This window comes from Paraburkholderia sp. JHI2823, from assembly GCF_038900695.1.
In the GTDB taxonomy this organism is placed as follows: Bacteria; Pseudomonadota; Gammaproteobacteria; order Burkholderiales; family Burkholderiaceae; genus Paraburkholderia; species Paraburkholderia mimosarum.
In genome coordinates this window covers 15,596-37,342 of the sequence record NZ_JAYMRY010000024.1, presented here as the reverse complement: position 1 = coordinate 37,342, position 21,747 = coordinate 15,596, and the positions used below count along the sequence as shown (strand labels likewise).

15 protein-coding genes are annotated in these 21,747 nt (G+C 57.7%); 3 read left to right on the top strand and 12 right to left on the bottom strand.

Translation table 11 applies throughout. The features are described 5' to 3' along the window. Positions 1 to 100: 100 nt before the first annotated feature. Positions 101 to 760 (bottom strand): glutathione S-transferase family protein, encoded by a 660-nt coding sequence (locus tag VSR34_RS23675; RefSeq protein ID WP_028231138.1) that lies wholly within the window; start codon positions 758 to 760, stop codon positions 101 to 103. A 180-nt stretch (positions 761 to 940) separates the two neighbouring features. On the opposite strand from VSR34_RS23675, the gene VSR34_RS23670 reads away from it, so the two are divergent. Then, the gene (locus VSR34_RS23670) at positions 941 to 1,564 is read left to right on the top strand and encodes a glutathione S-transferase (RefSeq protein WP_342963712.1); all 624 of its coding nucleotides are present in this window, start codon (positions 941 to 943) and stop codon (positions 1,562 to 1,564) included. 237 nt (positions 1,565 to 1,801) lie between these two features. On the opposite strand, the gene VSR34_RS23665 is transcribed toward VSR34_RS23670, so the two are convergent. Then, positions 1,802 to 2,818, bottom strand: a complete 1,017-nt coding sequence (locus tag VSR34_RS23665; RefSeq protein WP_342963711.1) for a 1-aminocyclopropane-1-carboxylate deaminase — start codon at positions 2,816 to 2,818, stop codon at positions 1,802 to 1,804. 193 nt (positions 2,819 to 3,011) lie between these two features. Between VSR34_RS23665 and VSR34_RS23660 the strand changes: the two genes are divergently transcribed. Further along, positions 3,012 to 3,512: an Lrp/AsnC family transcriptional regulator gene (locus VSR34_RS23660; protein WP_342963710.1), complete on the top strand. Its 501-nt coding sequence runs from the start codon at positions 3,012 to 3,014 to the stop codon at positions 3,510 to 3,512. A gap of 406 nt (positions 3,513 to 3,918) precedes the next feature. Here the strand turns inward: VSR34_RS23660 and VSR34_RS23655 are convergent, their stop codons facing one another. Both VSR34_RS23655 and VSR34_RS23650 read right to left on the bottom strand, forming a co-directional pair. Then, complete coding sequence (locus VSR34_RS23655) at positions 3,919 to 7,248, bottom strand: ATP-dependent helicase (protein WP_342963709.1); 3,330 nt, start codon at positions 7,246 to 7,248, stop codon at positions 3,919 to 3,921. 8 nt (positions 7,249 to 7,256) lie between these two features. Further along, positions 7,257 to 8,339: a hypothetical protein gene (locus tag VSR34_RS23650; RefSeq protein ID WP_342963708.1), complete on the bottom strand. Its 1,083-nt coding sequence runs from the start codon at positions 8,337 to 8,339 to the stop codon at positions 7,257 to 7,259. Between the two features lie 129 nt (positions 8,340 to 8,468). On the opposite strand from VSR34_RS23650, the gene VSR34_RS23645 reads away from it, so the two are divergent. Next, on the top strand, positions 8,469 to 9,434 hold the full coding sequence (locus tag VSR34_RS23645; protein ID WP_342963707.1) for a TauD/TfdA family dioxygenase: 966 nt from the start codon (positions 8,469 to 8,471) through the stop codon (positions 9,432 to 9,434). 233 nt (positions 9,435 to 9,667) lie between these two features. On the opposite strand, the gene VSR34_RS23640 is transcribed toward VSR34_RS23645, so the two are convergent. The 8 genes from VSR34_RS23640 to VSR34_RS23605 all read right to left on the bottom strand — a co-directional run bounded on the left by VSR34_RS23640 (position 9,668) and on the right by VSR34_RS23605 (position 21,709). Further along, positions 9,668 to 11,815, bottom strand: a complete 2,148-nt coding sequence (locus tag VSR34_RS23640; RefSeq protein WP_342963706.1) for an alpha-ketoglutarate-dependent dioxygenase AlkB — start codon at positions 11,813 to 11,815, stop codon at positions 9,668 to 9,670. Positions 11,816 to 11,925: 110 nt separating this feature from the next. Beyond that, positions 11,926 to 13,014 (bottom strand): AAA family ATPase, encoded by a 1,089-nt coding sequence (locus tag VSR34_RS23635; RefSeq protein ID WP_342963705.1) that lies wholly within the window; start codon positions 13,012 to 13,014, stop codon positions 11,926 to 11,928. After that, positions 13,014 to 13,751, bottom strand: coding sequence for a class I SAM-dependent methyltransferase (locus tag VSR34_RS23630; protein ID WP_342963704.1), 738 nt, complete (start codon positions 13,749 to 13,751; stop codon positions 13,014 to 13,016). Before VSR34_RS23630 ends, VSR34_RS23635 begins: the two co-directional genes overlap by 1 nt. A 576-nt stretch (positions 13,752 to 14,327) precedes the next feature. After that, positions 14,328 to 17,450: a type I restriction endonuclease subunit R gene (locus VSR34_RS23625; RefSeq protein ID WP_342963703.1), complete on the bottom strand. Its 3,123-nt coding sequence runs from the start codon at positions 17,448 to 17,450 to the stop codon at positions 14,328 to 14,330. Further along, entirely contained in the window at positions 17,447 to 18,775 is a 1,329-nt protein-coding gene (locus VSR34_RS23620; RefSeq protein WP_342963702.1) for a restriction endonuclease subunit S, read from the bottom strand. Before VSR34_RS23620 ends, VSR34_RS23625 begins: the two co-directional genes overlap by 4 nt. 7 nt (positions 18,776 to 18,782) lie before the next feature. Continuing rightward, positions 18,783 to 20,369, bottom strand: a complete 1,587-nt coding sequence (locus tag VSR34_RS23615; protein ID WP_342963701.1) for a class I SAM-dependent DNA methyltransferase — start codon at positions 20,367 to 20,369, stop codon at positions 18,783 to 18,785. A 315-nt stretch (positions 20,370 to 20,684) separates the two neighbouring features. Next, entirely contained in the window at positions 20,685 to 21,029 is a 345-nt protein-coding gene (locus VSR34_RS23610; protein ID WP_342963700.1) for a hypothetical protein, read from the bottom strand. Further along, complete coding sequence (locus tag VSR34_RS23605) at positions 21,026 to 21,709, bottom strand: SOS response-associated peptidase family protein (protein ID WP_342963699.1); 684 nt, start codon at positions 21,707 to 21,709, stop codon at positions 21,026 to 21,028. The genes VSR34_RS23610 and VSR34_RS23605 overlap by 4 nt, the downstream gene beginning before the upstream one ends. Positions 21,710 to 21,747: the final 38 nt, after the last annotated feature.

The following is a 21,747-nucleotide window of genomic DNA, read 5'->3' as shown; positions in this document are numbered from 1 at the left end:
CAAGCGAAAATTGCCACGCGCCGCAAACGGCCCATGGAACGCTATCAGGTGCTCGTTAATGTGATTAGCAAGCCTTACCAAATGCCGCGTGGGCGAGCCGTCAATCGCGATCGGGCGCGCCGAGCGGAAAGAGCGCACGGTATGGCCGCGCCTCTTCCACGGCCCGCGCGAACGAAGGCCGGGCGAGCAGGCGTTCGCGATATGCGCGCAGCAAGGGATACGTTCCGGGAATGCGATGTGTCCAGTCGGCATAGAAAAGCGATGACGAAGCCGCGCAATCCGCCATCGTATAGTTCTCGCCCGTGGCCCAGTTCCTGCCCGCGAGATGGCCTTCGAGCCACGCATAGGCGAGTTCGAGTTTTTCCGTGGCAAACGCTCGCCCTTCATCGCGCATTGAAGGATCACCGGACAGCGCGCCGTCCACCGCGCGTTGCACGGGCGTCATGACATGGAGGTCGAAGAAGCGGTCGAGAAAGCGCACCTCGAGCGCGTCCATGGCGTCGGCGGGCAGCAGACGCACCGGGCCGGGATGCGCGAGTTGCAGGTATTCGATGATGATGCTTGTTTCCGCCACGTTGCGTTCGCCATCCACGAGCAGCGGGAACTTGCGCAGCGGCCAGCGCCGCAGCCACTCTGCCGTGTGCCCCGGCGTTTCGGGGCCGATGCTGCGAAATTCGAAGGGCGTGCGGTTCTCGTACAGCGCGATCAGCACCTTTTGCGTGTACGAAGAGAACGGATGGCCATATAGCGCTAGCGACATCGTCGAGTCTCCTTTCGTGCCGGCTGCCGCCGGCAAGTCGTTGAACCATGCACGGATTGCGAGCGGATTGCAAGCGCCGGCGAGAACTGCAACGGCACGCGCGCCAAGAAGTGTATATGGCGTGGGCCGCACGCGTGACGTATCCTGGACTCGCATGTTCCTCCTCTCTTTCCATTCGATATGCTGAAGATCCTCGGAAAAGCGTCGTCCATCAATGTTCGCAAGGTGCTGTGGACCTGTGTCGAACTGAATCTTCCCTTCGAGCGAGAGGATTGGGGAACCGGCTTTCGCTCGACGCATGACCCGGAATTCCTCGCGTTGAATCCCAATGCGCTCGTGCCGGTCATCAAGGATGGTGATTTTGTTCTTTGGGAGTCGAATACCATCATCCGCTATCTGGCGTCGCGCTACGGCGGCGCACATCTCTATCCGGCCGCCCCGATGCTGCGTGCGCGTGTCGATCAGTGGATGGACTGGCAAGCGACCGACCTGAACCGTTCGTGGAGCTATGCATTTCCCGGGCTGGTGCGAGCGTCGCCCGCTCACCAGGCGCCGAGCGAGATTGCGCTTTCGATCGAGAACTGGACCCGGCATATGCGCATTCTCGACGCGCAGTTGCAGGGAACCGGCGCGTTCGTTGCCGGCGAGCAGTTTTCGCTCGCGGATATTCCCATTGGATTGTCGGTGAACCGCTGGTTCGGCACGCCGTTCGATCACCCGCACTTGCCTGCCGTTTCCCGGTATTTCGATCGCCTGGCCGAACGGCCCGGCTTCGCCGCGCATTGCAGAAACGGGACGCCCTGACGAGGGGTGCGTTCGGGACCGCTCGCCTTCCGTTCGCGATTGCGATAGCAGTTTCGAAAAAAAAACGCCGGGCTGAAAGCCCGGCGCGCAATTCGTAGGAGAGGCTAGAGAGCCCGGCACTCCCACGACGTGTAGACGGTGCTCATTGTCGATGCGCGCGGCCAGGCGCGCCGTGATCGAAGTCAAAGGCCATGACGCGAGAGCGCTTGCGGGCGCGCAAGCGACTTTCGCTTTGTTTCAACCGTCGCGGAAGATAAAGCTGTAAGCGCTCAGCGCCGGCACGCCGCCCAAATGGGCATAAAGCACCTTCGAGCCCGGCTCGAATTCACCGCGGCGCACCTTGTCGATCATTCCATGCATCGACTTGCCTTCGTACACGGGATCGGTGAGCACGCCTTCCAGCCGCGCGCACAGGCGAATCGCCTCCAGCGTGCCATCGTTGGGAAGACCGTATTCGGGGCCGCCGTAACGCGTGTCGAGAATCACGTCTTTCCCGGTGATATCGCGGTTCAGCTCGACGAGGCCCGCAGTATGCCGCGCGATGCGCGTGATTTGCACGTGCGTCTTTTCCGGCGTGGCCGAAGCGTCGATGCCGATCACCCGCTCCGCGCGCCCGTCCGCCGCGAAGCCGACGACCATGCCCGCCTGCGTGCTGCCCGTCACGGAGCACACCACGATGTAGTCGAACTTGAAGCCGAGTTGCGCCTCCTGCGCGCGCACTTCCTCGGCAAAGCCCACGAAACCCAGGCCGCCGAGCGGATGCTCGGAGCAACCCGCCGGTATCGCATACGGTTTGCCGCCCGCCGCACGCACGCTTTCGAGCGCCTCTTCCCAGCTCGGCCGGATGCCGATATCGAAGCCGTCCGGCACGAGCCGCACGTCCGCGCCCATCATGCGCGACATCTGGATGTTACCGACGCGGTCATAAACAGCATCGGAATAGTTGACCCAGTTCTCCTGAACCAGCACGCACTTCATGCCGAGATGCGCGGCGACGGCCGCAACCTGGCGCGTCTGGTTCGACTGGATGCCGCCGATCGAGACCAGCGTGTCGCAGCCTTGCGCGAGTGCGTCGGGAATCAGGTATTCGAGCTTGCGCGTCTTGTTGCCGCCGAACGCAAGGCCGCTATTGCAGTCCTCACGCTTCGCATAGAGCTCGACCTTGCCGCCGAGATGCTGGCTCAGGCGCTGGAGCGGCTGGATTGGCGTGGGCCCGAACGTCAGTGGATAGCGGGGGAAGCGCTGGAGGTTCATCGGATGGCTCCGGAAGGTCGGTTCACACAGGGCGTAATCAACGGTCGGGGCGCCTCGCAAGCGCAACCCGATGGAGGAATGGTAGGCGGATTGCGGCGAAATGAGCTTGCGAAAACAATTCCATCGACCTACGTTTAGATCGACGATCACCATCGTCGTAAATCTTTAATTCGCTAAACCAGGAAAGGACGCAATGAAATTATGCAGACACCCATCCGCGGCGCCGAATGAGCCAGCCGCCCTCGATCGCATCGATCGCGCGATCCTCCGGCATTTGCAGCAGGACGCCTCGATCTCGAACGTCAGCCTCGCCGCGAAGGTGAAGCTCAGCGCCCCCGCGTGCCTGCGGCGCGTGGAACGGCTCAAGGAGATGGGACTGATACGAGGAATCGTCGCGCTGCTCGACCCGAAGGCGCTCGGGGCGGGCATGCTGGTGGTGATCGGCTTCGTGCTGGATCGCTCGACGCCCGAAGCGTTCGCCGCGTTCGAAAAAGCGGCCCAGAAGGTGTCAGGCTGCGTGGAATGTCACGTCGTGACTGGCGAATTCGACTACTTCATGCTCGTGCGCACGCGCGACAACGAGAGCTTCAACCAGCTGCATGCGGAGCAGCTGTTGTACTTGCCGGGCGTGCGCCAGGTGCGCAGCTTCATGGTGTTGAAGGAGATTCTTTCGACGCACGCTTTGCCGCTGTGACCACAGAGGCGCGGAGTCGATCATTTGCAGAGGACGACTAAGTTTCGATGGAACGTAGCGGAAGCGAAACAGGATGATGATGCTGCTGTGGAGTTATCCAAAGAATGTCGTCCGGTAGCATCAAATAATGTCGTTTAAAGACCGTATAGCGGCCTCCAGCGGCGGCTTGCGTCGCCCCAGAACCACCAAATCGTGTCGCAAACCCATGTATGGAACATGGGTAAGCGCCATAGCGCCCCTATTTTTCACAATGTGGAAAACGACTTTGGACGTGCCGATTATAGACACGTGCGGGCGGGCGGAGTCAGAGGTTGGCGACCGTAGTCATAGCACTCTGACCGGTCCCGAATAGGTCGGGCTTGTGCGGTCCTCGCTACACCGATGCAGCGCGCTTCTCCGAACCAAGTCAAACCGGCACAACCGGACACAGCCCGATGTAAGCACAACGCCCACAATGTCTTCCCGGCTTCGGGCCTCGGTCGTTGGCATTAAAACGCAGCGCAGCCTTGTACGCGCCGGTTCGCTCCAACCACTTGCTCTGTTCGACTTCGATTTCTTTCTGAGCGACCAAGGTGTGGAGAACCAACGGCCCAGAGTCCCGGTCGACCAAGTCGAGCAGAAGTGGCCGCAAGGTATCTCTGGTAGCGGTTGCCCCTCGGGACGAGAATCGAATCATGTGGTATTCCGGCCCCAAGCTTTCGATAATCCAAGGCAGCTCAACTTCAATTCCACCTATTCTCGCGACGAGAGACTCGTGCAGCAGTCCGTCGTTGTTCCGCAGAACATTCAGACCTCGTTGACAGGCGATGACAGCGTCTCGCTGAAGCGCCGCATCCTCTGTTTTCGGCGGAAGCTGTTGGCTCTCCCAAGCGGCAGCAAACGCGTCCTTTGGCTTTGCACCACCTTGCGCGATGGCATGGAGCGTCGCCATAACCGCCCAACGAGCTCTTATCGAAATGTCCGTATCCTGTTCACGCCTAAGTCCAAGGCGATAGCGATAGTGATGTTGCAGTGGGCAGCGGATATACGCTTCGAATTCATCCAGCGAAATGCGCTCTCGTGCCTGCGCCTGAAGCGTATTCGCTTTGCCCTTAACCTCAGGAGCGGCTGCGCTCGCATTGAACTTTCGGAGCTGGTACTTCACTCCGCAATTGCGAAGCTGCGCCAGCCTCTCCGACGACTTGCGCACGCCGCTTTCGTAAAGCTGCAGACGAAGCTTCGCCCTGGACAAAGCCACGTAGAAAAGATTGTTTCTCTCTATTGCCGACTCGAACGCAAACTCTTGGTCAGAGCTGCCTAGCACTGCTGGTGGAACGAGATGGGTAATCGACTCAGAGGCTCCCCACCTCGGAGGTTCGGACCCAAAAAATGCGGGGTCCACATACCCGACATGGACCGATGTGAATTCGAGTCCTTTGCTGCCGTGGACGGTTAGCAGACGTACCGCATCCATTTCAGAAGCCTCTGGCGGAAGCTCTCTGTCTGAATAAGTCTCTCCGATACGCTGCCGCAGCTGTTCTCGCAGCAAAAACCGCGATAGTCGTGCCTGTCGGACGTCGCCATCTCCATTGCGAACCGAGTACGCGAACTGCCACAAAGCGATACGAATAGTCTGTGCTTCGAGAGAAACATCATCAGGATGCGGAACCGAAAACCGACGTTCCAAAAGCAAGTCACAGACGAATTGCCACGGATTTGTGTTACGGGTGAAGCCACGCAGCAATGTCTGCAAGTTCTCACTGGCAGCGCATCCCAGTGCCGACATACCCTCAAACGTCTTTCCGAGCCACCGACCTCTCTGCCACGCTACATCGCCGTGCGCGCACTCGAGCAGTCTGTGAATGTCCACCCACGGCATCGAAAGACCGGGTACGTTCGCCAGACCCACGAGAGCCCGAGGTTCGCGCTCACAATAGAGCTGCATAAGGCAGACCAGCCGCTTCACTTCAGGACGCTGCGCCAGCTCGCCGATGTGCAGAACAGGAATTTTGGACCGGCGCAGGTAGTCCGACATAAACTCAATGTCAGCACTACGCTTACAGAGAATAGCCTGATTTCGGAATGCTATACCTTTACCTTCTTCGTTCTGCCTCAGCACCTCCTGAGCGATTGCCTCAGCGATATCAATTCTCTCAACGCACGAAACTAGTTGTGGCAAGTAAGCGCTCTTACCGTTGACTGCGTGCATCTCATCTAGCGCCAGTTCATCCTGCAATGTGTGAACTCGGCCGGCTTCGGAGAAAAGGTCTAAGATTTCCAGAGAGCTTCTGCGATTTGAGTCTAACGAATACTTCCTAGCACTCGACGTGTCTCCACTTCCCTTGAAGGACTGCTCGAACTTCATCAGGCTTCTTACGGACGCACCCCGCCAGTGATGTATTGCCTGACGCACATCTCCCACAACCCATAGCGATTTTGCACGCATGGCGAGCTGGCGAACGAGCATCACCATTGCCTCGGTGACGTCCTGATATTCGTCTACGAGCACATGCTCGAAATGATTTGCAAACTCTGCGACGCTATCTCTATCCTCTCGAATCCGAAGCGCCGGCTTCGCAACCAGGTCAACGAAGTCGACCATTCTCGCCTCTGAGAGCAAACGCTCGTGAAGCTCATACAGTGCGGCAATGTCTTCGCGTTCCCGCTGGAGCTCTTCCGAAGCCGGGCCGAGTGACGTCAGTCTTTTCCTATACTCGTCTGGGCTAACCAGTTCTTCCTTAAGGCGCTGGATACATTTGAGGACAGTCTGAAGCCAGTCATAAGGGTCTTCAACTCGTAGGTAATACTGCAAATCGACGGTCGGAAGATTGCGCACAAGAAGCGTTATCTCGTGCAACCTGTCTGCGACCAGCACGTCCTGGTCAAGGCCAAAATGCTGATGGTATTTCCTCAGAAATTCTAAGCCAAAGGCATGGAACGTCCCCGCCCAGATGTCAGCGGCACGCTGGATACCCGCGACACGAAGCCTCTCGACGAGTTCGAATGCTGCTTTGTTTGTGAAGGTGAGGACCAGAATGCGACTTGGGTCTACATTTTGCTGCTCAATGAGGTACTTGACTCTGTGTACAAGCGTAGTCGTCTTGCCAGTTCCGGGACCAGCGACGACGTTCACGAATCTCTCACGAGCCTCGGCTGCGACCTTTTGGTCCTCGCTCGGAACTGGCAAATCCCGAGGGACAACCGACGCTGCCTTTGGCAGTAACACGCCGTCCAGCATCTGCTGCCTGACCAATTCCAAAGGAAGCACCAAGGCGTGCGCAATCTCACGAGGGCCTTTGCCTTGACGCCACAGACTTGCTGCAACCTCCCGAGGCAGCAGCAGTTCCCGGGCGAAGACATTCGCTTGCAGTTCCTGACGCTCGCGGGCACCGTAGGCTTCAACCTTTATTGCTGCGGGAGTGCCTTCGCTTCCCATCAATGCTTTGAGGTCGGCGATAGTCAATTCGGGCTTATCAGCGTCTAGCTTCCAGTGCCCTAGTTCATGAGCAACCAAGTACGAATATTCATCGTCGCTGACGGTGTTCCGAACGTAGATGAAGCATTCCTTTCTCTTGAGGACAGCACCGCCGCCACCCAAGGCAGCAAAAGCTGCCGGAACCTTTTCAATACAGAGCTCAAGCTCATCCTCGACGGACGAGAGCAGTTCAAGGCTGTTTGGCAGACCTTTTGTACAGCGATTCAACAATAGCTGCCGAAGGTTGTTTGCTTCGGTACGTGCCCGCTCGAATGGGTTCATCAGTGACGTTAGTCTTTGAACTTCATCAGTCTGGTAGTTTCGTCATCGGACAATGCCAATGACCTGACTGCATCTTCCCATTTCTGAGGTTCCAAGTGTACGTGTGGCTTCACATCTTCGGACTTGAATGCCGGCACAGTGGACTCTTCAAACGACTCTGTGAGCACTTGCTGGAGTGCAATGCGGGACACTTCCAGTTTTGCCGATATTGCCTCAAGCAGCTTTGGAGGCGTCTCAATAGTTCCCGCGAGCATTCCACTGACAAGCGGGGCGTAATTGCCAATTCCGACATCCACCGCCAATCGCCGCACTTTTGGTCCCTTGACTCCTGCGACAGCGGCGCGTGCCAAGACAAGTTCTGCCTCAGTGGCAGCTGATTCAACCAAGCGCTGTTGCCGAGAGAGCGAATCAGCCATGCACATTGCAACAAGCTGGGACGAGGATTTCCCATACTCCTTGGCAGTTAGCTTCAGTCGGATAGACAAATGGCGGCTCAACCTGACCATCCATTGAACAGTGTCATCACCGTCAAGCGCAGTCAATCTCGACTCATAGTTCGTGAGCAGCTTAGTGGGACTCTCCTTTCGACTCCGCCTCTGAAATTCCTCAAAGCCATCTGCCACAAGTTCCCGTGCAATCGCTGCAACTGAATCTCCCCGAAGGTCTGCTAATTCTCCGACAGCCAATTGCAGTGCCTTCTTGCTGCTGACACCAATGGTGTCTTGGCGCTCCTTCGTACGGCTCGTTTCGCTGGCGCGGTGCTGAGATTCGCTATGCATAACTGCCTCCGTGGGCTCATGACCTTTATCGAGTATTTTTTGGTATTCAGTGTCCCAGCCGGTGTCGCTGTGTGCCTCCAGAACTCTCGAGTTGAGCGTACTCATCATTTCCAATGCCGCTGCTTCAGCGGAGCCAGCTGACACATCTAGCACCTCTTCATTCGGGAGAGTGACGGTACATCTCACAGCTGAGTCCTGAGCATCCGCACGAAATTTCGCATTCGCAGACAGGACGCAAATCAGATGCGCCCATTGGGCAAACAAATGGGCCGCGCGCGTGGCATCAGTTTGGGGCAGAATCTTCGGTCGCATGCTGGACAGTATGATGGTTTGTCTTTAGTATAAGCATGTATCAACAATATATCAAACTTGGGGGCCACCCTGATTCACGCTGAATTTTCCGCCGCTGTCCGAGCAGCCGTGCACCAATGGCGTGCAGGAATGACATTTGAAGAAGCGTGCGAATGCCTCGCGGACCCGGTGAGCACGGGCGAACAGCTGAGCAAGGTGGTTCGTGACGAGCTAGCGCGAACGGGCACGGACGTGAACGCTCTTTGGGAGCAGGCATGGACGGAGGCGTACATCCACCTGCCCAACGCCTTTGACGCGGCAAGCCTCCCTGCGACGCCAGAAGATTTTTTGCCGCTCCCCAACGCGGAAGGTACGCTTCTCGCCCGGGCATCGTCGATTGGGGCAATTGCAACGCTCGGACTCGATACGGTTTCGTATGGCTCCGAGAACGACGGCGAGTTGTTTGTCAACCTCGTCATCATCCCGGGTGAAGGCGATTTCTCCGTAAAATCCCGCAAGTCGATGCAGGGTCATACGGACGCGGTGAGCTTTCCGGTGCGTGGACGCCTCGATAGCGAGGAGGTTCGTATCGCTCCTTCGCCGGATTTTGTTTGCCTCTCAGGTCTGCGAAACCCGACGAATGCAGAGACGACTGTGATGCCGCTCTCGCAGATTCTCCCGCATCTTACCGCTGGCCAGATTGCAGAACTCAAACAGCCGCAGTTCATCATCTGGGCACAAAAGACCTTCCGAGGGGGGACGCAGCGCATCCTTGGAGAGGAACACGTGGTCGACGGCGGCGAGTTTCTCTTCGATGTCAACGGCCAATTGTGGGTCCGCTACAGCCACAGCAGCGCCGGCGCAGACAACGAAGGGGCGGCAGCAGACGCTGTCGCGGCGTTCGAAGCGGCGTGCAAAACCTGCGCGATTGGCATCGCAATCGCGCCAGGCGACATTTTGCTCGTCAACAATCGAATCGGTCTCCATGGCCGAACGACCGTCGACGGTGAACCCGGTGGCGAATCACGCTGGCTTCTGCGGACATACGGGCTGGACACCTCCGGTCTGAATCCTCAGCAGCGCTACGAAGATTCCGTCCACAAGCTGTTCCCCTGACGTGCCAAGCCACGATTCGCGGTTTGCGCGGTTCCGAGCAGCATCGATTGCACGCTGCTCGATTGAATATCGAACCCCACCGCAGTAAGCCTCGAATCACGAGGCCGCAAGCGCCTTTGACGACTTCCTGACTGCGCCTTCAACCTTTTGCCCAACAGTCGCTTCGCTCGTGGCCGCAATCAAAAATTTCTTCCTGACCGTGGCTTCGGCTAAAGGCCGCGCTTGCTAGCGGATTATGAATTGAAGCTCTTTGGTCGCGCTTGGCGCTTCGGCTTCGCAGTCGTGGCCACAACCTTGCGAAAGGTAATCGAAACTCGCCGACCACGTACGACTGAACCTTCTTTCTTCAACCTCGGAATCTCGTGCGTCCAACTACTGCGGACCTCACCATCCAGAACCGTCGCACTGCAGCGCGGCAAGAGCTTGCCGACCTTTCCACTCCCGCTGCGCTCTACGAACTGCATGGTCCAAGCTTCTCCGAGGCTTATAGTTACGATTGCTCCGTCAAAACATTCGGGACAATCAACGTGCTTTCCTATTCCTTGGTTCCCGACGTACTCGTTAACAATGACTTGGTCGGGCCTCTGGGTGACGAGCCCAGTTTTCACCAGCCTATCGGCCAGTTCAGCGGCCCAATTCGGAAGAGGCCCAATGTAAGCACTTGACTCTACGCTCCTGGCCTTGTAGTCGTACTTCCAACCATAATGTTGTACACGACGGGAGAGGACCGTAAGCCAAGAGTTGCTGTCAATCTGCTCGAGTAGTGACTGCTCTTCAGCTTGCGAGATGAAATCCGGAATCATTGACAACCCTGGCGGGTCGTCTGGATGTCGCAGCACTTGTTTTTGGATTCTGTTCTGCGATAAAGAGTCTTCTGTGCGCTCAGTCGCAACCCTCTGGCTCACTGCGGACAGGCCAGACGCGGGTACAGACGGCAGCGACTCAGCAACGCTTCCAACGACAATCCAGTCTCTGAATTGGTCTACATCAAGCTCGTCTTCAATGGACACTGTGTCGCTCACGGCGATGCTTACGGAGCCTTTTACCTTCAGCTTGGTACCCGCCTTATCGACGCTCACCTTCCCCTCTCCTGAGAAGGGAAGCTCAGCATCCGAAATTCGGACACAGCGGCGCAAAGCGGCTGGCTGCATACGTCTCGAAAGCGCAAGTGCGGCCTGATACGTAGGCGCATCGTCGAAGTTCGCGCGGAACCATTCCCCACGGCGCGTCTGCTTTCGCTCTGCCCATGCGTGCGTATCATCCGCGAACTGAATCTTCTCACCGGACAACGTCCATGTCTGTTTCGCACCGTACGAGTCCGGCCAGGTTGCCGCCGCCCCATCGCCACCGAACAACCGCCATGTACGCACTGCCATAAATTCCCGAGCAGTTCTCGGACCTCTATATTGCGGGTCAAGGTCGCGCATCCCGGTTAACAGACCAGAGAGCATTGCTCCACTCCACCAAACGGCGGGAGGCATTGACCGCTGGTCTTCCAGCCAGGTAACAAACTGGTCTACCGTCGGGCGAAGCAACACAAGTTGCAGCACTAAACCCAGCGGGTCGTGCTGCGCCCGCCGTGCATCGATAGAGACTCTGTCGAGCAAAAGTGCATGTGTGTGCTCCCGGAGCTCGCCTAGCTTCGCTGCGTTTGCTCCCAGGTCAACAGCGGTTTCGACAATCGTGTCGAGTAGCTCTGACGGCCGCCACTCTTCCCTGTAATTGACGGCACCAAGAATTTCGCACATCGACGCCCAGAGCGGCATTGTCGCCACATTTCTCGACGACCTCTCCCAAATCGGTGCTGCAAGCCATGGCGCTCCCAAGGCTGTAGCAGCATTTTCACGTGCACCTTCAGTCGAAAGCGACTCACAGAAGACATCCAGCCATGGGTCAATGAGAGGCACTGCGTACAGCGACATCGCGGCTGCCCCTCGAATGGCGTTCCATTTGCGAGGTGGACAATAGCGGTCGCTGACCACCGGCTCGCCGGAGGCCGGCGACCGGACGACGGTCGCTCGCACATCGATGGGATGCGGAGAGGCTCCGACATTGCTGTAGCTTTGGCTCATTGCGACCAAGCGAGCTCGGTCTCTTTCGCTTGCCACGGAAAAGGCCGCCACAGCAGCTAGCGGAATTGGACCGGCGAAGAGAATTTCAGTGTCTCCATCCACAATGTCCTCAATGGTCCCCGCGCGCCATCCACCCTTGCCATGTATGGTGACAGCCAACTTCGGAAGACGCTGTGCGTCAACCCAGACCACAACGAACGTGCCTTCCCTCGTTGATTCTTCGCAGATGCCCTCAACCCCCAGACGGATAGCGTCATCGCTAACGGGTGGCACCCACCATTCATCGGCCAGAAAGCTCAACCAGTCCATGCTAGCGAGCGTAAACGCCAAACGCGGGTGCGCGTCCTCTCTCCGGCGGGAGCCAGCATGGCCTTCGCCGTCGACAGGGAGCAGGTCCAATTGAGCGTCAGTTTGTCTTGTCATCTGGAGAGTAAATCTGGACCTGGAAGTTGCGATATCTGATTGGGGCTCAACGCTTCTGGCCCATTGACCAAAACTAGGCTATCACGTGCCCGCGCGCACAGCATGTACATGCGACGAAAATCCTCAGGGACGTGGCACGGCAACGACCTATGCAAATCCTGCAAATATACAACATCGAACTCCAACCCAATCGCGGATTCGCTGCTGATGACGGTTACACCCGGCTCAAGCAAGCGAAAACTATTGGGTAGGTCGGGCCCATTACTTACATATGCTTCGACACGTGCATCGTCCGGGAGCGCAGCCTTCAGCATGTCACGTAAGAGCTGTACCTCGTCACGACGAAATACGATGACCCCAATCACTTGAGCGCGGTTGACAAGACGTCGCGACACCTGAGCGACGAGGTCATCCCAGCTTTGATAGCGCTCTAGGCGGGGAACTTCACCTCCTCGACGCCGCTGAACAATCGCAGGCGGAAGTGACTTCGAACGATGAAAGTGCTCCGCAACTGCCGCAATCTCCGCTGTATTGCGGTGATTCATGGTCAATCTTTCTGGAAGGGGCATACCTGCATTGCAGATATCCGAGAACGAAGAGCGTTCAGAATCGGTAGTCTGGTCCTCGTCCGCAAAAATCGTCAGGTTCTTTGCCCCATAGCGAACTGCCCAGTTGAAGAACGCTGCTGGAAGATTTTGACCTTCATCAACGATAAGATGGTCGAGGTCCGGAACCTCGTCGACCTCAGCCGAGGCATCCATGATGGCTGCCCAGTTATAAACAAACGGAGCGAACTGAGGCAACGATTTTTTGGTCCGTGCATAGAAGACGGTCCCCACAAACTGATTCATCGTATACGTCTTCAATCCATCGCCGTCGAGCTGAGTTGTCAACGCCGCCAACATTTTGTTGCGCGTTACAACGGCTACACTCTTCCCGAGATTCTTTAGGAATTTAGCTCGAAAAACTGCGAGACTTGTTTTCCCTGAACCCGGGGGGCCAGCAACGAAGAGATTCTTGTCCTCTTCCCAGAACTGCACCTTTTTTTGTTCGTTAAACAGCTCGTCCAACTTTGGCAACTTCATCACAAAATTCCTGGGACAGCAATCGTTGTCTGTGCTGGCCTACACAGCAGAGCGTAGTGCAAGCGCTTTGGTTCCTTAGATGTGTCCGTAAACCACTCGATTTCGTCAACCTCTACGGTGAATCCAGCTTCGACGAAGGAATCGCGGAACTGCGGATATTTGGCATCCGCGTATTCGTGGGCACTATTGGTGTACAGGACGGCGACAGGTCCGGGACCTACCCGCTGGAGTGCATCAACGATTTCACGCACAAGTTCACTGGCATCAACCGTCGGGCTCGCAAGCAAGTATGACGCAACGACAATCGTCCACTCACCCCGCGCATACCCGAAATCGAGGTCCCCAAGGTTCTGCTCGAAATTCAATGTTGTCTGAGAATGCATCGCATCGCGGGCTTTCGCCTCTTGCGCGAGCGAGTAACCTAATCGCAACATACTCTGAGCGCGGTCTACACCAAAGTAGCGAAATGGCCCTTGCGTACCAAAGCACTCCGCAAAAGAAAGGCCTGCAGTAAAAGGACCGCAGCCGACATCAATCAATGTCGGTCTATGGATTTTTTCGCTTTGTCCCAGCAAACGTCTGAAGGCATGCGAAAGCTCATCAAGGTGTCGTATTTGGTTGTATTTTGCGTATAAGAGCGCGCGGTCGTCTGGAGTCAAATGTCCAACGCCAGTATCAAAGTCCGCCTGACCACTGCCAATCACATCTCGAAAAATTTGATTGCGCGGCCAGCCCAAATACGTGGCACTCGTAGTTCGGGCATCGTCATTTAATCGTTGATTGATAACCTCAGATATCGAAACCCGTAGCCAATTATTCACAAATCACCATTCGCTTTTCTTGTTTGCCCAGCTTTGTAGCCGGACGTCCGATGTGGCAACTGAACCAATCATATAGCATAAATTGCTATACGGCCTAATTCCACTGTGCCGTTTTTAAACGGCAACTTTTCGCAAAACTTTAGATGAACCGTGAATTTTATGCTACTTGCATTAAATTGCGCGGCCAAAACCTTTTCGAAGCATGTGGATTCCTCAGTGCGCTTGCCTCAGTACTACGTTCGCGATGCGGTCTCATGCTGCGCCTACTTGCGTCAGAAGAGGCTGGCGTTCAAACTAGGGCTTGGATTGGAGCTGCGCCCTTCGTCTCTCGTTCGCTGTCACAGAAACGAACGTTCGAAGGTCAATGAACGGCGACTGGCTGACGTGGCAAGCGCGAGAACAATAGCCGCCTCATGAGGTGGCTGTTGTTCTTTCCATCTGGTGTAGTTTTAGTCCGAATCCCTTGTGCTTTCGCTGCCTCGTAGTTCCCGCCTACGCGCCAACCCAAGCTGACGAAAGTGATTCTGCCTGCGACAACACGGTGTCAGTCGCCTCCTCCTGCCGGTCCGGTGGGTACTTATAGCGTTTGAGCAGCGTCTTGACCATGACGCGCAACCTGGCGCGCACGGTTTCACGCTTCGCCCAATCAACCGTGACGGAGCCTCGCAGCTTCACGACCAGCTCGACCGCGATTTTCTTGAGCGTGTCGTCGCCCAGTTCACGCACGGCGGCTTCGTTGGTCGCCAGTGCATCGTAGAACGCTATTTCGTCAGGGCTCAAGCCCAATTCCATGCCGCGCTGTGCCTCGGACTGGAACTTCTTCGCCATCGCTATCAGCTCTTCGATGACTTGGGCGGTCTCGACGGCGCGATTGCGATACCGCGTCAGACTCTGTTGCAGCAACTCAGAGAACTTCGCACTCTGCACGACGTTGGTTTTGAAGCGTGATTTGATTTGGTCCTTCAGCAGGCGCTCCAGCAACTCGACGGCCAAGTTGCGTTGCTGCATGTGCCGCACATCTTCGAGGAAGCCATCAGAGAGCACGCTGATGTCGGGGCGTTTCAGGCCCGCCGCAGAGAAGATGTCTATAACCTGGTCGCTAACCACGGCGCGGCTGATGATTTGCCGCAGCGCGTGCTCCTTCTGCTCGTCCGTTAACGCCTTGTCCGCGCCATCATGCTTGACGAGCGCGGCCTTCACGGCTTGCAGGAAAGCCAGCTCGTCGCGGTGGGCAAGCGCTTCTTCGAGCGTGCAGCACAACGCGAACGCCTTGCTCGCGGCAAGCACGGTGTCGGCGAAACGTTTCTTGCCGTCGTCCTGACCGAGTACATGGTTCGCCACGGCGGGCAGAAGTTGCCACGCCTGTATACGGAACGCCGCGTAATCGACTCCATGCAGCATGTCGTGCAGCACGTCCATCTTTTCGGCGAGGATGGCCAGAGCCTCGTGAGCGTCGATAGTCGGTCTGCCACGCCCGTGTGCTTGGGTGTATGTGGCGAGCGCCGCTTTCAGCTCATTCGCGATGCCGATGTAATCGACCACAAGGCCACCAGGCTTGTCTTTGAACACCCGGTTCACGCGCGCAATGGCCTGCATCAGGTTGTGGCCACGCATCGGCTTGTCGATGTACATGGTGTGCAGACACGGCGCATCGAAGCCGGTCAGCCACATATCGCGGACGATGACGAGCTTGAACGGGTCTGCTGGGTCCTTGAAGCGTTTTTCGAGGTCGTCGCGCACCTTCTTCGGGTAAATGTGCGGCTTGAGCATTGCCTTGTCTGACGCCGAACCGGTCATCACAATCTTGATGGCACCTTGCGTTGGGTCGTCGCTATGCCATTCCGGGCGAAGCTGAGTAATCGCGTTGTAGAGGTGCACGCAGATGTCGCGGCTCATTGCGACAATCATCGCCTTACCGTCCATCACGGATTGGCGGTTCTCGAAGTGGTTGACGATGTCGGCGGCGATTTTCTGGATGCGCGGCGGTGCGCCGACGATTTTCTCCAACGCGGCCCAGCGGCGCAGCGTGGCGACTTTCGCTTCGTCGCTTTCCTCGTCCTCGGTCAGTTCGTCCACCTCGTCATCGAGTTCGCTGGCGTCGTCCTCTTTCAGCTCCAGGCTAGCGAGGCGGCCTTCGTAATAGATGGGCACCGTAGCGCCATCCTTCACAGCCTGCTCGATGTCGTAGATATGGACGTAGTCGCCGAATACGGCGCGCGTGTCGCGGTCATCGAGCGATACCGGCGTGCCGGTGAACGCGACGAACGTGGCTTCCGGCAGCGCATCGCGCAGGTATTGTGCGTAGCCGTAGCGGACAGCCGTGCTTTCACCCTTGCTATCCGTGTTCGGCAGGCGGGCGTCGAAACCGTACTGGCTGCGGTGTGCCTCGTCGCAAATCACGACGATATTGCGGCGGTCGGACAGCACAGGGAAGGTATCCTCGTCAGCGCCAGGTGTGAACTTCTGGATAGTCGTGAAGATGATGCCACCCGATGGGCGGTTTGCCAGAAGCTCGCGCAGCTTAGGCCGGGTGTCAGCTTGTACCGGAGTTTCTCGCAACAGCTCGCTGGCCCCCGCGAACACCCCGAATAGCTGGTTGTCGAGGTCATTGCGGTCGGTCACGACCACGAGCGTTGGGTTCCCCATGCCTTCGTGGGCCATCAGCGCACCTGCCAGACAGGTCATTTCGATGCTCTTGCCCGCGCCCTGCGTATGCCAGACCACGCCACCCTTGCGCGAGCCACCAGGGGCTGAGGCTTGCAGCACGCTTTGCACGACCGCGCGCACAGCGTGGAACTGGTGATAAGCAGAAACCTTTTTGACGAGCTGGCCGTCGTCCTCGAACAGAATGAAGTGGCGCAGGTAGTCGAGCAGGTAGTCGCGCCGGAACAGACCCCGCGTCAGGGTCTCCAGCTCGTGCATCGCCCCAAGCGGGTCGGTTTCACGACCGTCGATGGTGCGCCAAGCCAGAAAGCGTTCCTTGTTCGACGTGAGAGAGCCCATGCGCGCAGTGGTGCCGTCCGAGATGACCTCTAGCGCGTTGGCGTTGAACAGGTCGGGGATGTCTTGGTGATAGGTCTGGAGCTGGTTCCAGGCGGCCCAGATGTCGGCGTTCTCATCGCCGGGGTTTTTTAGCTCGACCACGACAATTGGCAGGCCGTTCAGATACAGCACGACGTCTGGGCGACGAAGCTGCTTCGGCCCCTGAATGGCGAGCTGGTTGACGGCGAGCCAGTCATTCGCGGCAACGTCGGTGAAGTCAACCAGGCGCACGCGGTCGCCGCGTGTTTCACCGTCTTTCTGGAACTCGACCGGCACGCCGTCCACGAGCCAGCGGTAAAGCTGGCGATTGGCGTTGACGAGGCCGGGTACGTTCGGACTCAATACATGTCGCAGTGCGTCGTCGCGCGCGATAGGGGGAATGTGCGGGTTCAGCTTCGCGATGGCGGCAGCCAGGCGGTGGCGTAGCACCACGTCGCGATAGGTGTCGCGCTCGGTGCCTGGCGTCTTGGCGTCCGGGGGCGAAATGTCGGGGCCGTGGGCGGTCTGCCAACCAAGAGCGGCAAGCCATTCAAGCATTGCCTGTTCGACTGCGTCCTCGGTGATGCCGCTCATGCAAGCGCCTCGTTTAGTTGGGCCTCGGCTTCGGGGAGGCGGAGTTTGCCAGAGATTAGGCGGGGGAGAAGCGTGTCACGCAGGGCTACAAGCTCGGCGATTGGTGCTGAGTAAGCCCGGTCAATCAAAGGGCGAACAATATCGAAAAAAGCTTTCCGGACGGGGGGCGGCGGCATGACGACTATCTCCGCGTCCAGAAAATGCTGGGTTTGAAAATTTGCCAAACCCGTACTCTGAACTTGGTAATTCCACATCTTTCCTGTTTGATAGATAGCGGCTAGATGTTGGCGTAGCAGCAGTGCCGTATGAGCATCAACCGCTCGAAATAGTCGGCAAAAACTTGTGGGTACGGCTGTCGAACCCAATTTAGCTAACATACCGTCTGTCACATACAACGAGCGCCCCGTTGGTTGCGTCTTGCTGCCACCAGAAACCTCAATTACCAAATCACCGTCTTGGAGTGTGCGTTTTTCTGATTTCTTCGGGCTAACGAATCGTCGTGGTACTTCGTCGAACTGACCCGCCGCAATATCTGGGATGTCAGTGCCGCGAATAATGGTCGCCGGTTGGGTACACGTATCCGTTGGACCTTCGGCTCCCCAATCGCCACCAATAGCAAAGCTCAAAAGCTCGCCGAAAGGAATGCCTGTCCACCCTCGCGGAATCTCTCCCAGCGCCGAATCCTCGAATGCATCAGGAAACAACTCAGCTGTTTTCGCATCCATGCCTTCCGGCTCGCGGCCTTCGGCCTTCGCGCGCACCGGGTCGAAGTCGATGAACCAGCTTTTGAATAGGGCGTGGGCGATGGATTCGAGCGTGGCGTTGGTCTGGCGCAGGAGGTCAATGCGCTCATCCAGCTTCTTCAGGGTTTCGACCATCGCAATTTGAGTCTCGACCGGGGGTAGCGGAATCTCTATTGCGGCAATGGCCTTTCCAGTCAGATGCTTGATTGTTGTGCCGGTGAAGTGCGGCTCAAGAAGTCCCGCCTTCGCTGCATGGCGGAACCAGTAAAAAAGGTAGTAATTGTTGAGAGTGGCCTTCGGTCTGATTCGATGAAGGGCCTTCTGAATCTTCATGCCCGGCGCAGCGGTCCAGATTGCGCATCGCCCAGGTTCCCCTCCCTCACAAACGACAAGGTCTCCTGGCTCCAGTCCGTAGCGCGCCTCTTCGTGAGACTCAAATCGCATCTCAGCTAGGTCAGCGAGGTTAAATGCTCCCCATCGAACATTGCTATTACCCAAATACGGTTGAGGCGACCCTTTGTTCTTCTTGGCGTCCAGCATCTTGCCAAGGCAAGCGTCCACATGGTCACCTAGGCGCACCATTGGCCAATTAGACCGCATACCCGAGCCCCCCGAGCTTCTCCCGAATCACGGCATCCAGCTCCGCTCCCTTTGCCATTTGCTCGGCAAGCTGCGCGGTCAGTAGCTCCATCTTTTCATCAAACGTTTCGTCGTTGTCTTCGGTTGCCTCCGTGCCGACATAACGGCCCGGTGTCAGTACGTGCCCATGCTCGGCAATCTCGGCCAGCTTCACCGACCGGCAGAAGCCCGGCACATCGGCATACGGTTCATCGGTGCCATCCTCGCCATCGGCGCGCCAGCGATGCACCGTCGCGGCAATTTTCCCGATGTCTTCGTCATCGAACACACGCACTACGCGCGACTCCATGCGTCCGACCTTGCGCGCGTCAATGAACAATACCTCGCCGCGCCGGTCACGCCCTGGCTTGGCCCCGGCAATCGGTGCGCCGCTCTTGTCTTTGGTGAGGAACCAAAGACACGCCGGAATCTGCGTGTTCAGGAACAATTGTGGTGGCAGGGCGACCATCACATCAACGACATCGGCCTCGACCATAGCCCGGCGAATGTCACCTTCACTGTTCTGGCTAGTGCTCATGCTGCCGTTCGCAAGCACTACGCCCGCCTGTCCACGCGGGCTCAGGTGGTGCAGGATGTGCTGAAGCCAGGCATAGTTCGCGTTACCGGCAGGCGGCGTGCCATGTGCCCAGCGCCGGTCATCGGCCAGGCGCTCGCCCCCCCAATCGCTGATGTTGAACGGCGGATTCGCGAGCACATAGTCGGCGCGCAAGTCCGGGTGCTGGTCACGGTGGAACGTGTCAGCTGGCTCCTTGCCCAAGTCCGCAGCAAAGCCGCGAATCGCGAGATTCATGGCAACCAAGCGCCAGGTCGTCGGGTTGGCTTCCTGGCCGTAAATGCTGATGTCGTCCATCCGTCCGCCGTGGGACTCGATGAACTTCTCGCTCTGCACGAACATCCCGCCCGAGCCACAGCAGGGGTCATAGACGCGCCCCTGATGCGGAGCCAACACCTCGACCAGCACGCGCACCACTGAGGCGGGCGTGTAGAACTGTCCGCCCTTCTTGCCTTCGGCGGTAGCGAACTGTCCGAGAAAGTATTCGTACACCTCGCCGAGCAAATCTTTCGCGTGGTGGCCTTCGCCGAAGCCAATCTTCGAAATCAGGTCTACCAGTTCGCCGAGCTTGCCCGGTTCGAGCTGTGTGCGGCCGAAACGTTTGTCGAGAATGCCTTTCAGGCGAGGGTTGTCGGCTTCGATGGCTTCAAGCGCGGCATCAATCCGCACGCCAATGTCGGCCTGCTTTGCCTGCGCGCGCAGCGCCTCCCAGCGTGCTGCCGCAGGCACCCAGAAGACGTTAGCCATCGTGTAATAGTCGCGCTCTTCCAGCGCCTCGGCATGGTCCAACGCATCGGGCAGATACAGGTCGTCATTGTCGTCGGCAAATGCCGCAGAAAGCTGCGCGCGCCGCTCATCAAACGCGTCCGAAATGTATTTGAGGAAAATCAGGCCGAGGACAATATGCTTGTACTCTGCGGCATCCATGGAAGCGCGCAGCTTGTCGGCTGCGGCCCATAGGGTCTTTTTCAGGTCTTGATTCATGTGATGCCGAATGACGGGGCAAAGATAAGATGATACCTCCGCCTGTCTCGAAACCGGACTCATGGGTCTCCGCTGTGAGGAAAAAAACTCGCGCGATGCTTCCAATATCCCATCCGGTGCTTCCCACGGCCCCATAGCATCGTCTGACGGAGCTGTAACTCTCAGATTCTGGGTCTCCCTACAAATTGGCAACAAGGAGATACCCAAGACGCATACCAATCCCGGGTAGATTTGCAGTGGAACAGCAGGCCGCGAGGCACCCCCAGGGTAGCAACAGGCCTGAAGCTCGGGTCTGCTTCGCCCACGCACTGCACTTCAGCTGGCTAGGAGGGCAACGCTAAGCGCATGAATTTCCTGAACGACCGGCTTCCGATAATCGAGAAACCAGCCCCTATTCAGGTTAAACAACTGCACCAGGTCGGCTTCGAGTTGCGGGAATGGCAAGTCAAGCGCTTTGACCGCGAGTACCCGGCACGCTGCGATGAGTCGAGCTCGCTCCATCCAGTCGCACTGAGCGCCGCTCGAGCTAAGCCACATCTGAGACGACTCAATGAGATGGTCAGTGCGCAACCATTCGCCGGTGCGCGCAAACGCGAACAGCTGCCCGACCACGAGGAACGTGAGCAGTTCCGCCTTCGTTTCGTCATCTAGCTTCTTCATTTCTCGGCTTCCGCTTTCGACGCAGTTGTACTGCTCTTCAGCGCACGCGGCGGTGCGGGGCACGCCTCGGCATGCATCAGCTCTGCAGGGAAGAGATTCAGGAACGAACGCGCCTCGTCCGTCGACCGGCTGTTGAGCCACCCCTCATAGTCCGTAGGCCGCACTATGACGACCGAGCGCTTCTCGTCGCCAGGTTTATGGAAACGACGCATAAGCGGATGCTCATTTGAGTTGACAGTGAGCATGGTGAACGAGAGAGCCTTGCCATCGTTGCCGTCGTCCCACTCGCGCCACAGGCCGGCTATCGCGAACGGCTCACCCGATGCCAAGTCGACACGCCAGCGCACCGATTTGCCGGTCTCATAGTTCGGTTCGTAGAACGCCTCGCAGGGGATGAGGCACAGCTGCAGACGTTTCCACGCACCACTGAAGCTGCGCTTCTCGCCGACGGTCTCCGAGCGCGCGTTCATCGTGTCGAAAACGCGCACACCCGGTGGGATGTGCTTGCGCGGCACCATCCCGAACGTTGCGACATTCGCCGTCTGGCCGTCCGTAGTGCGCTGAATAATTGGGGCCATATAGTCTTTGTACACCTCGTCACGCCAAGGACTGTCAGGAGGTTCGACTCCGAAGTGACGAAACAGCCGGTCGCGGCGCGCCGCTGCATAGTTCGTGCACATAGCTTCCTCCGTCGTGGGCTGGGCGGGCGCGGGAGATT

Bases quoted from the DNA above. Each gene is read 5' to 3' on its own strand.
- VSR34_RS23675 (WP_028231138.1), bottom strand. From the start codon at position 760: ATGTCGCTAGCGCTATATGGCCATCCGTTCTCTTCGTACACGCAAAAG.
- VSR34_RS23670 (WP_342963712.1), top strand. From the start codon at position 941: ATGCTGAAGATCCTCGGAAAAGCGTCGTCCATCAATGTTCGCAAGGTG.
- VSR34_RS23665 (WP_342963711.1), bottom strand. From the start codon at position 2,818: ATGAACCTCCAGCGCTTCCCCCGCTATCCACTGACGTTCGGGCCCACG.
- VSR34_RS23660 (WP_342963710.1), top strand. From the start codon at position 3,012: ATGAAATTATGCAGACACCCATCCGCGGCGCCGAATGAGCCAGCCGCC.
- VSR34_RS23655 (WP_342963709.1), bottom strand. From the start codon at position 7,248: ATGAACCCATTCGAGCGGGCACGTACCGAAGCAAACAACCTTCGGCAG.
- VSR34_RS23650 (WP_342963708.1), bottom strand. From the start codon at position 8,339: ATGCGACCGAAGATTCTGCCCCAAACTGATGCCACGCGCGCGGCCCAT.
- VSR34_RS23645 (WP_342963707.1), top strand. From the start codon at position 8,469: ATGACATTTGAAGAAGCGTGCGAATGCCTCGCGGACCCGGTGAGCACG.
- VSR34_RS23640 (WP_342963706.1), bottom strand. From the start codon at position 11,815: ATGGACTGGTTGAGCTTTCTGGCCGATGAATGGTGGGTGCCACCCGTT.
- VSR34_RS23635 (WP_342963705.1), bottom strand. From the start codon at position 13,014: ATGAAGTTGCCAAAGTTGGACGAGCTGTTTAACGAACAAAAAAAGGTG.
- VSR34_RS23625 (WP_342963703.1), bottom strand. From the start codon at position 17,450: ATGAGCGGCATCACCGAGGACGCAGTCGAACAGGCAATGCTTGAATGG.
- VSR34_RS23620 (WP_342963702.1), bottom strand. From the start codon at position 18,775: ATGGTGCGCCTAGGTGACCATGTGGACGCTTGCCTTGGCAAGATGCTG.
- VSR34_RS23615 (WP_342963701.1), bottom strand. From the start codon at position 20,369: ATGAATCAAGACCTGAAAAAGACCCTATGGGCCGCAGCCGACAAGCTG.
- VSR34_RS23610 (WP_342963700.1), bottom strand. From the start codon at position 21,029: ATGAAGAAGCTAGATGACGAAACGAAGGCGGAACTGCTCACGTTCCTC.
- VSR34_RS23605 (WP_342963699.1), bottom strand. From the start codon at position 21,709: ATGTGCACGAACTATGCAGCGGCGCGCCGCGACCGGCTGTTTCGTCAC.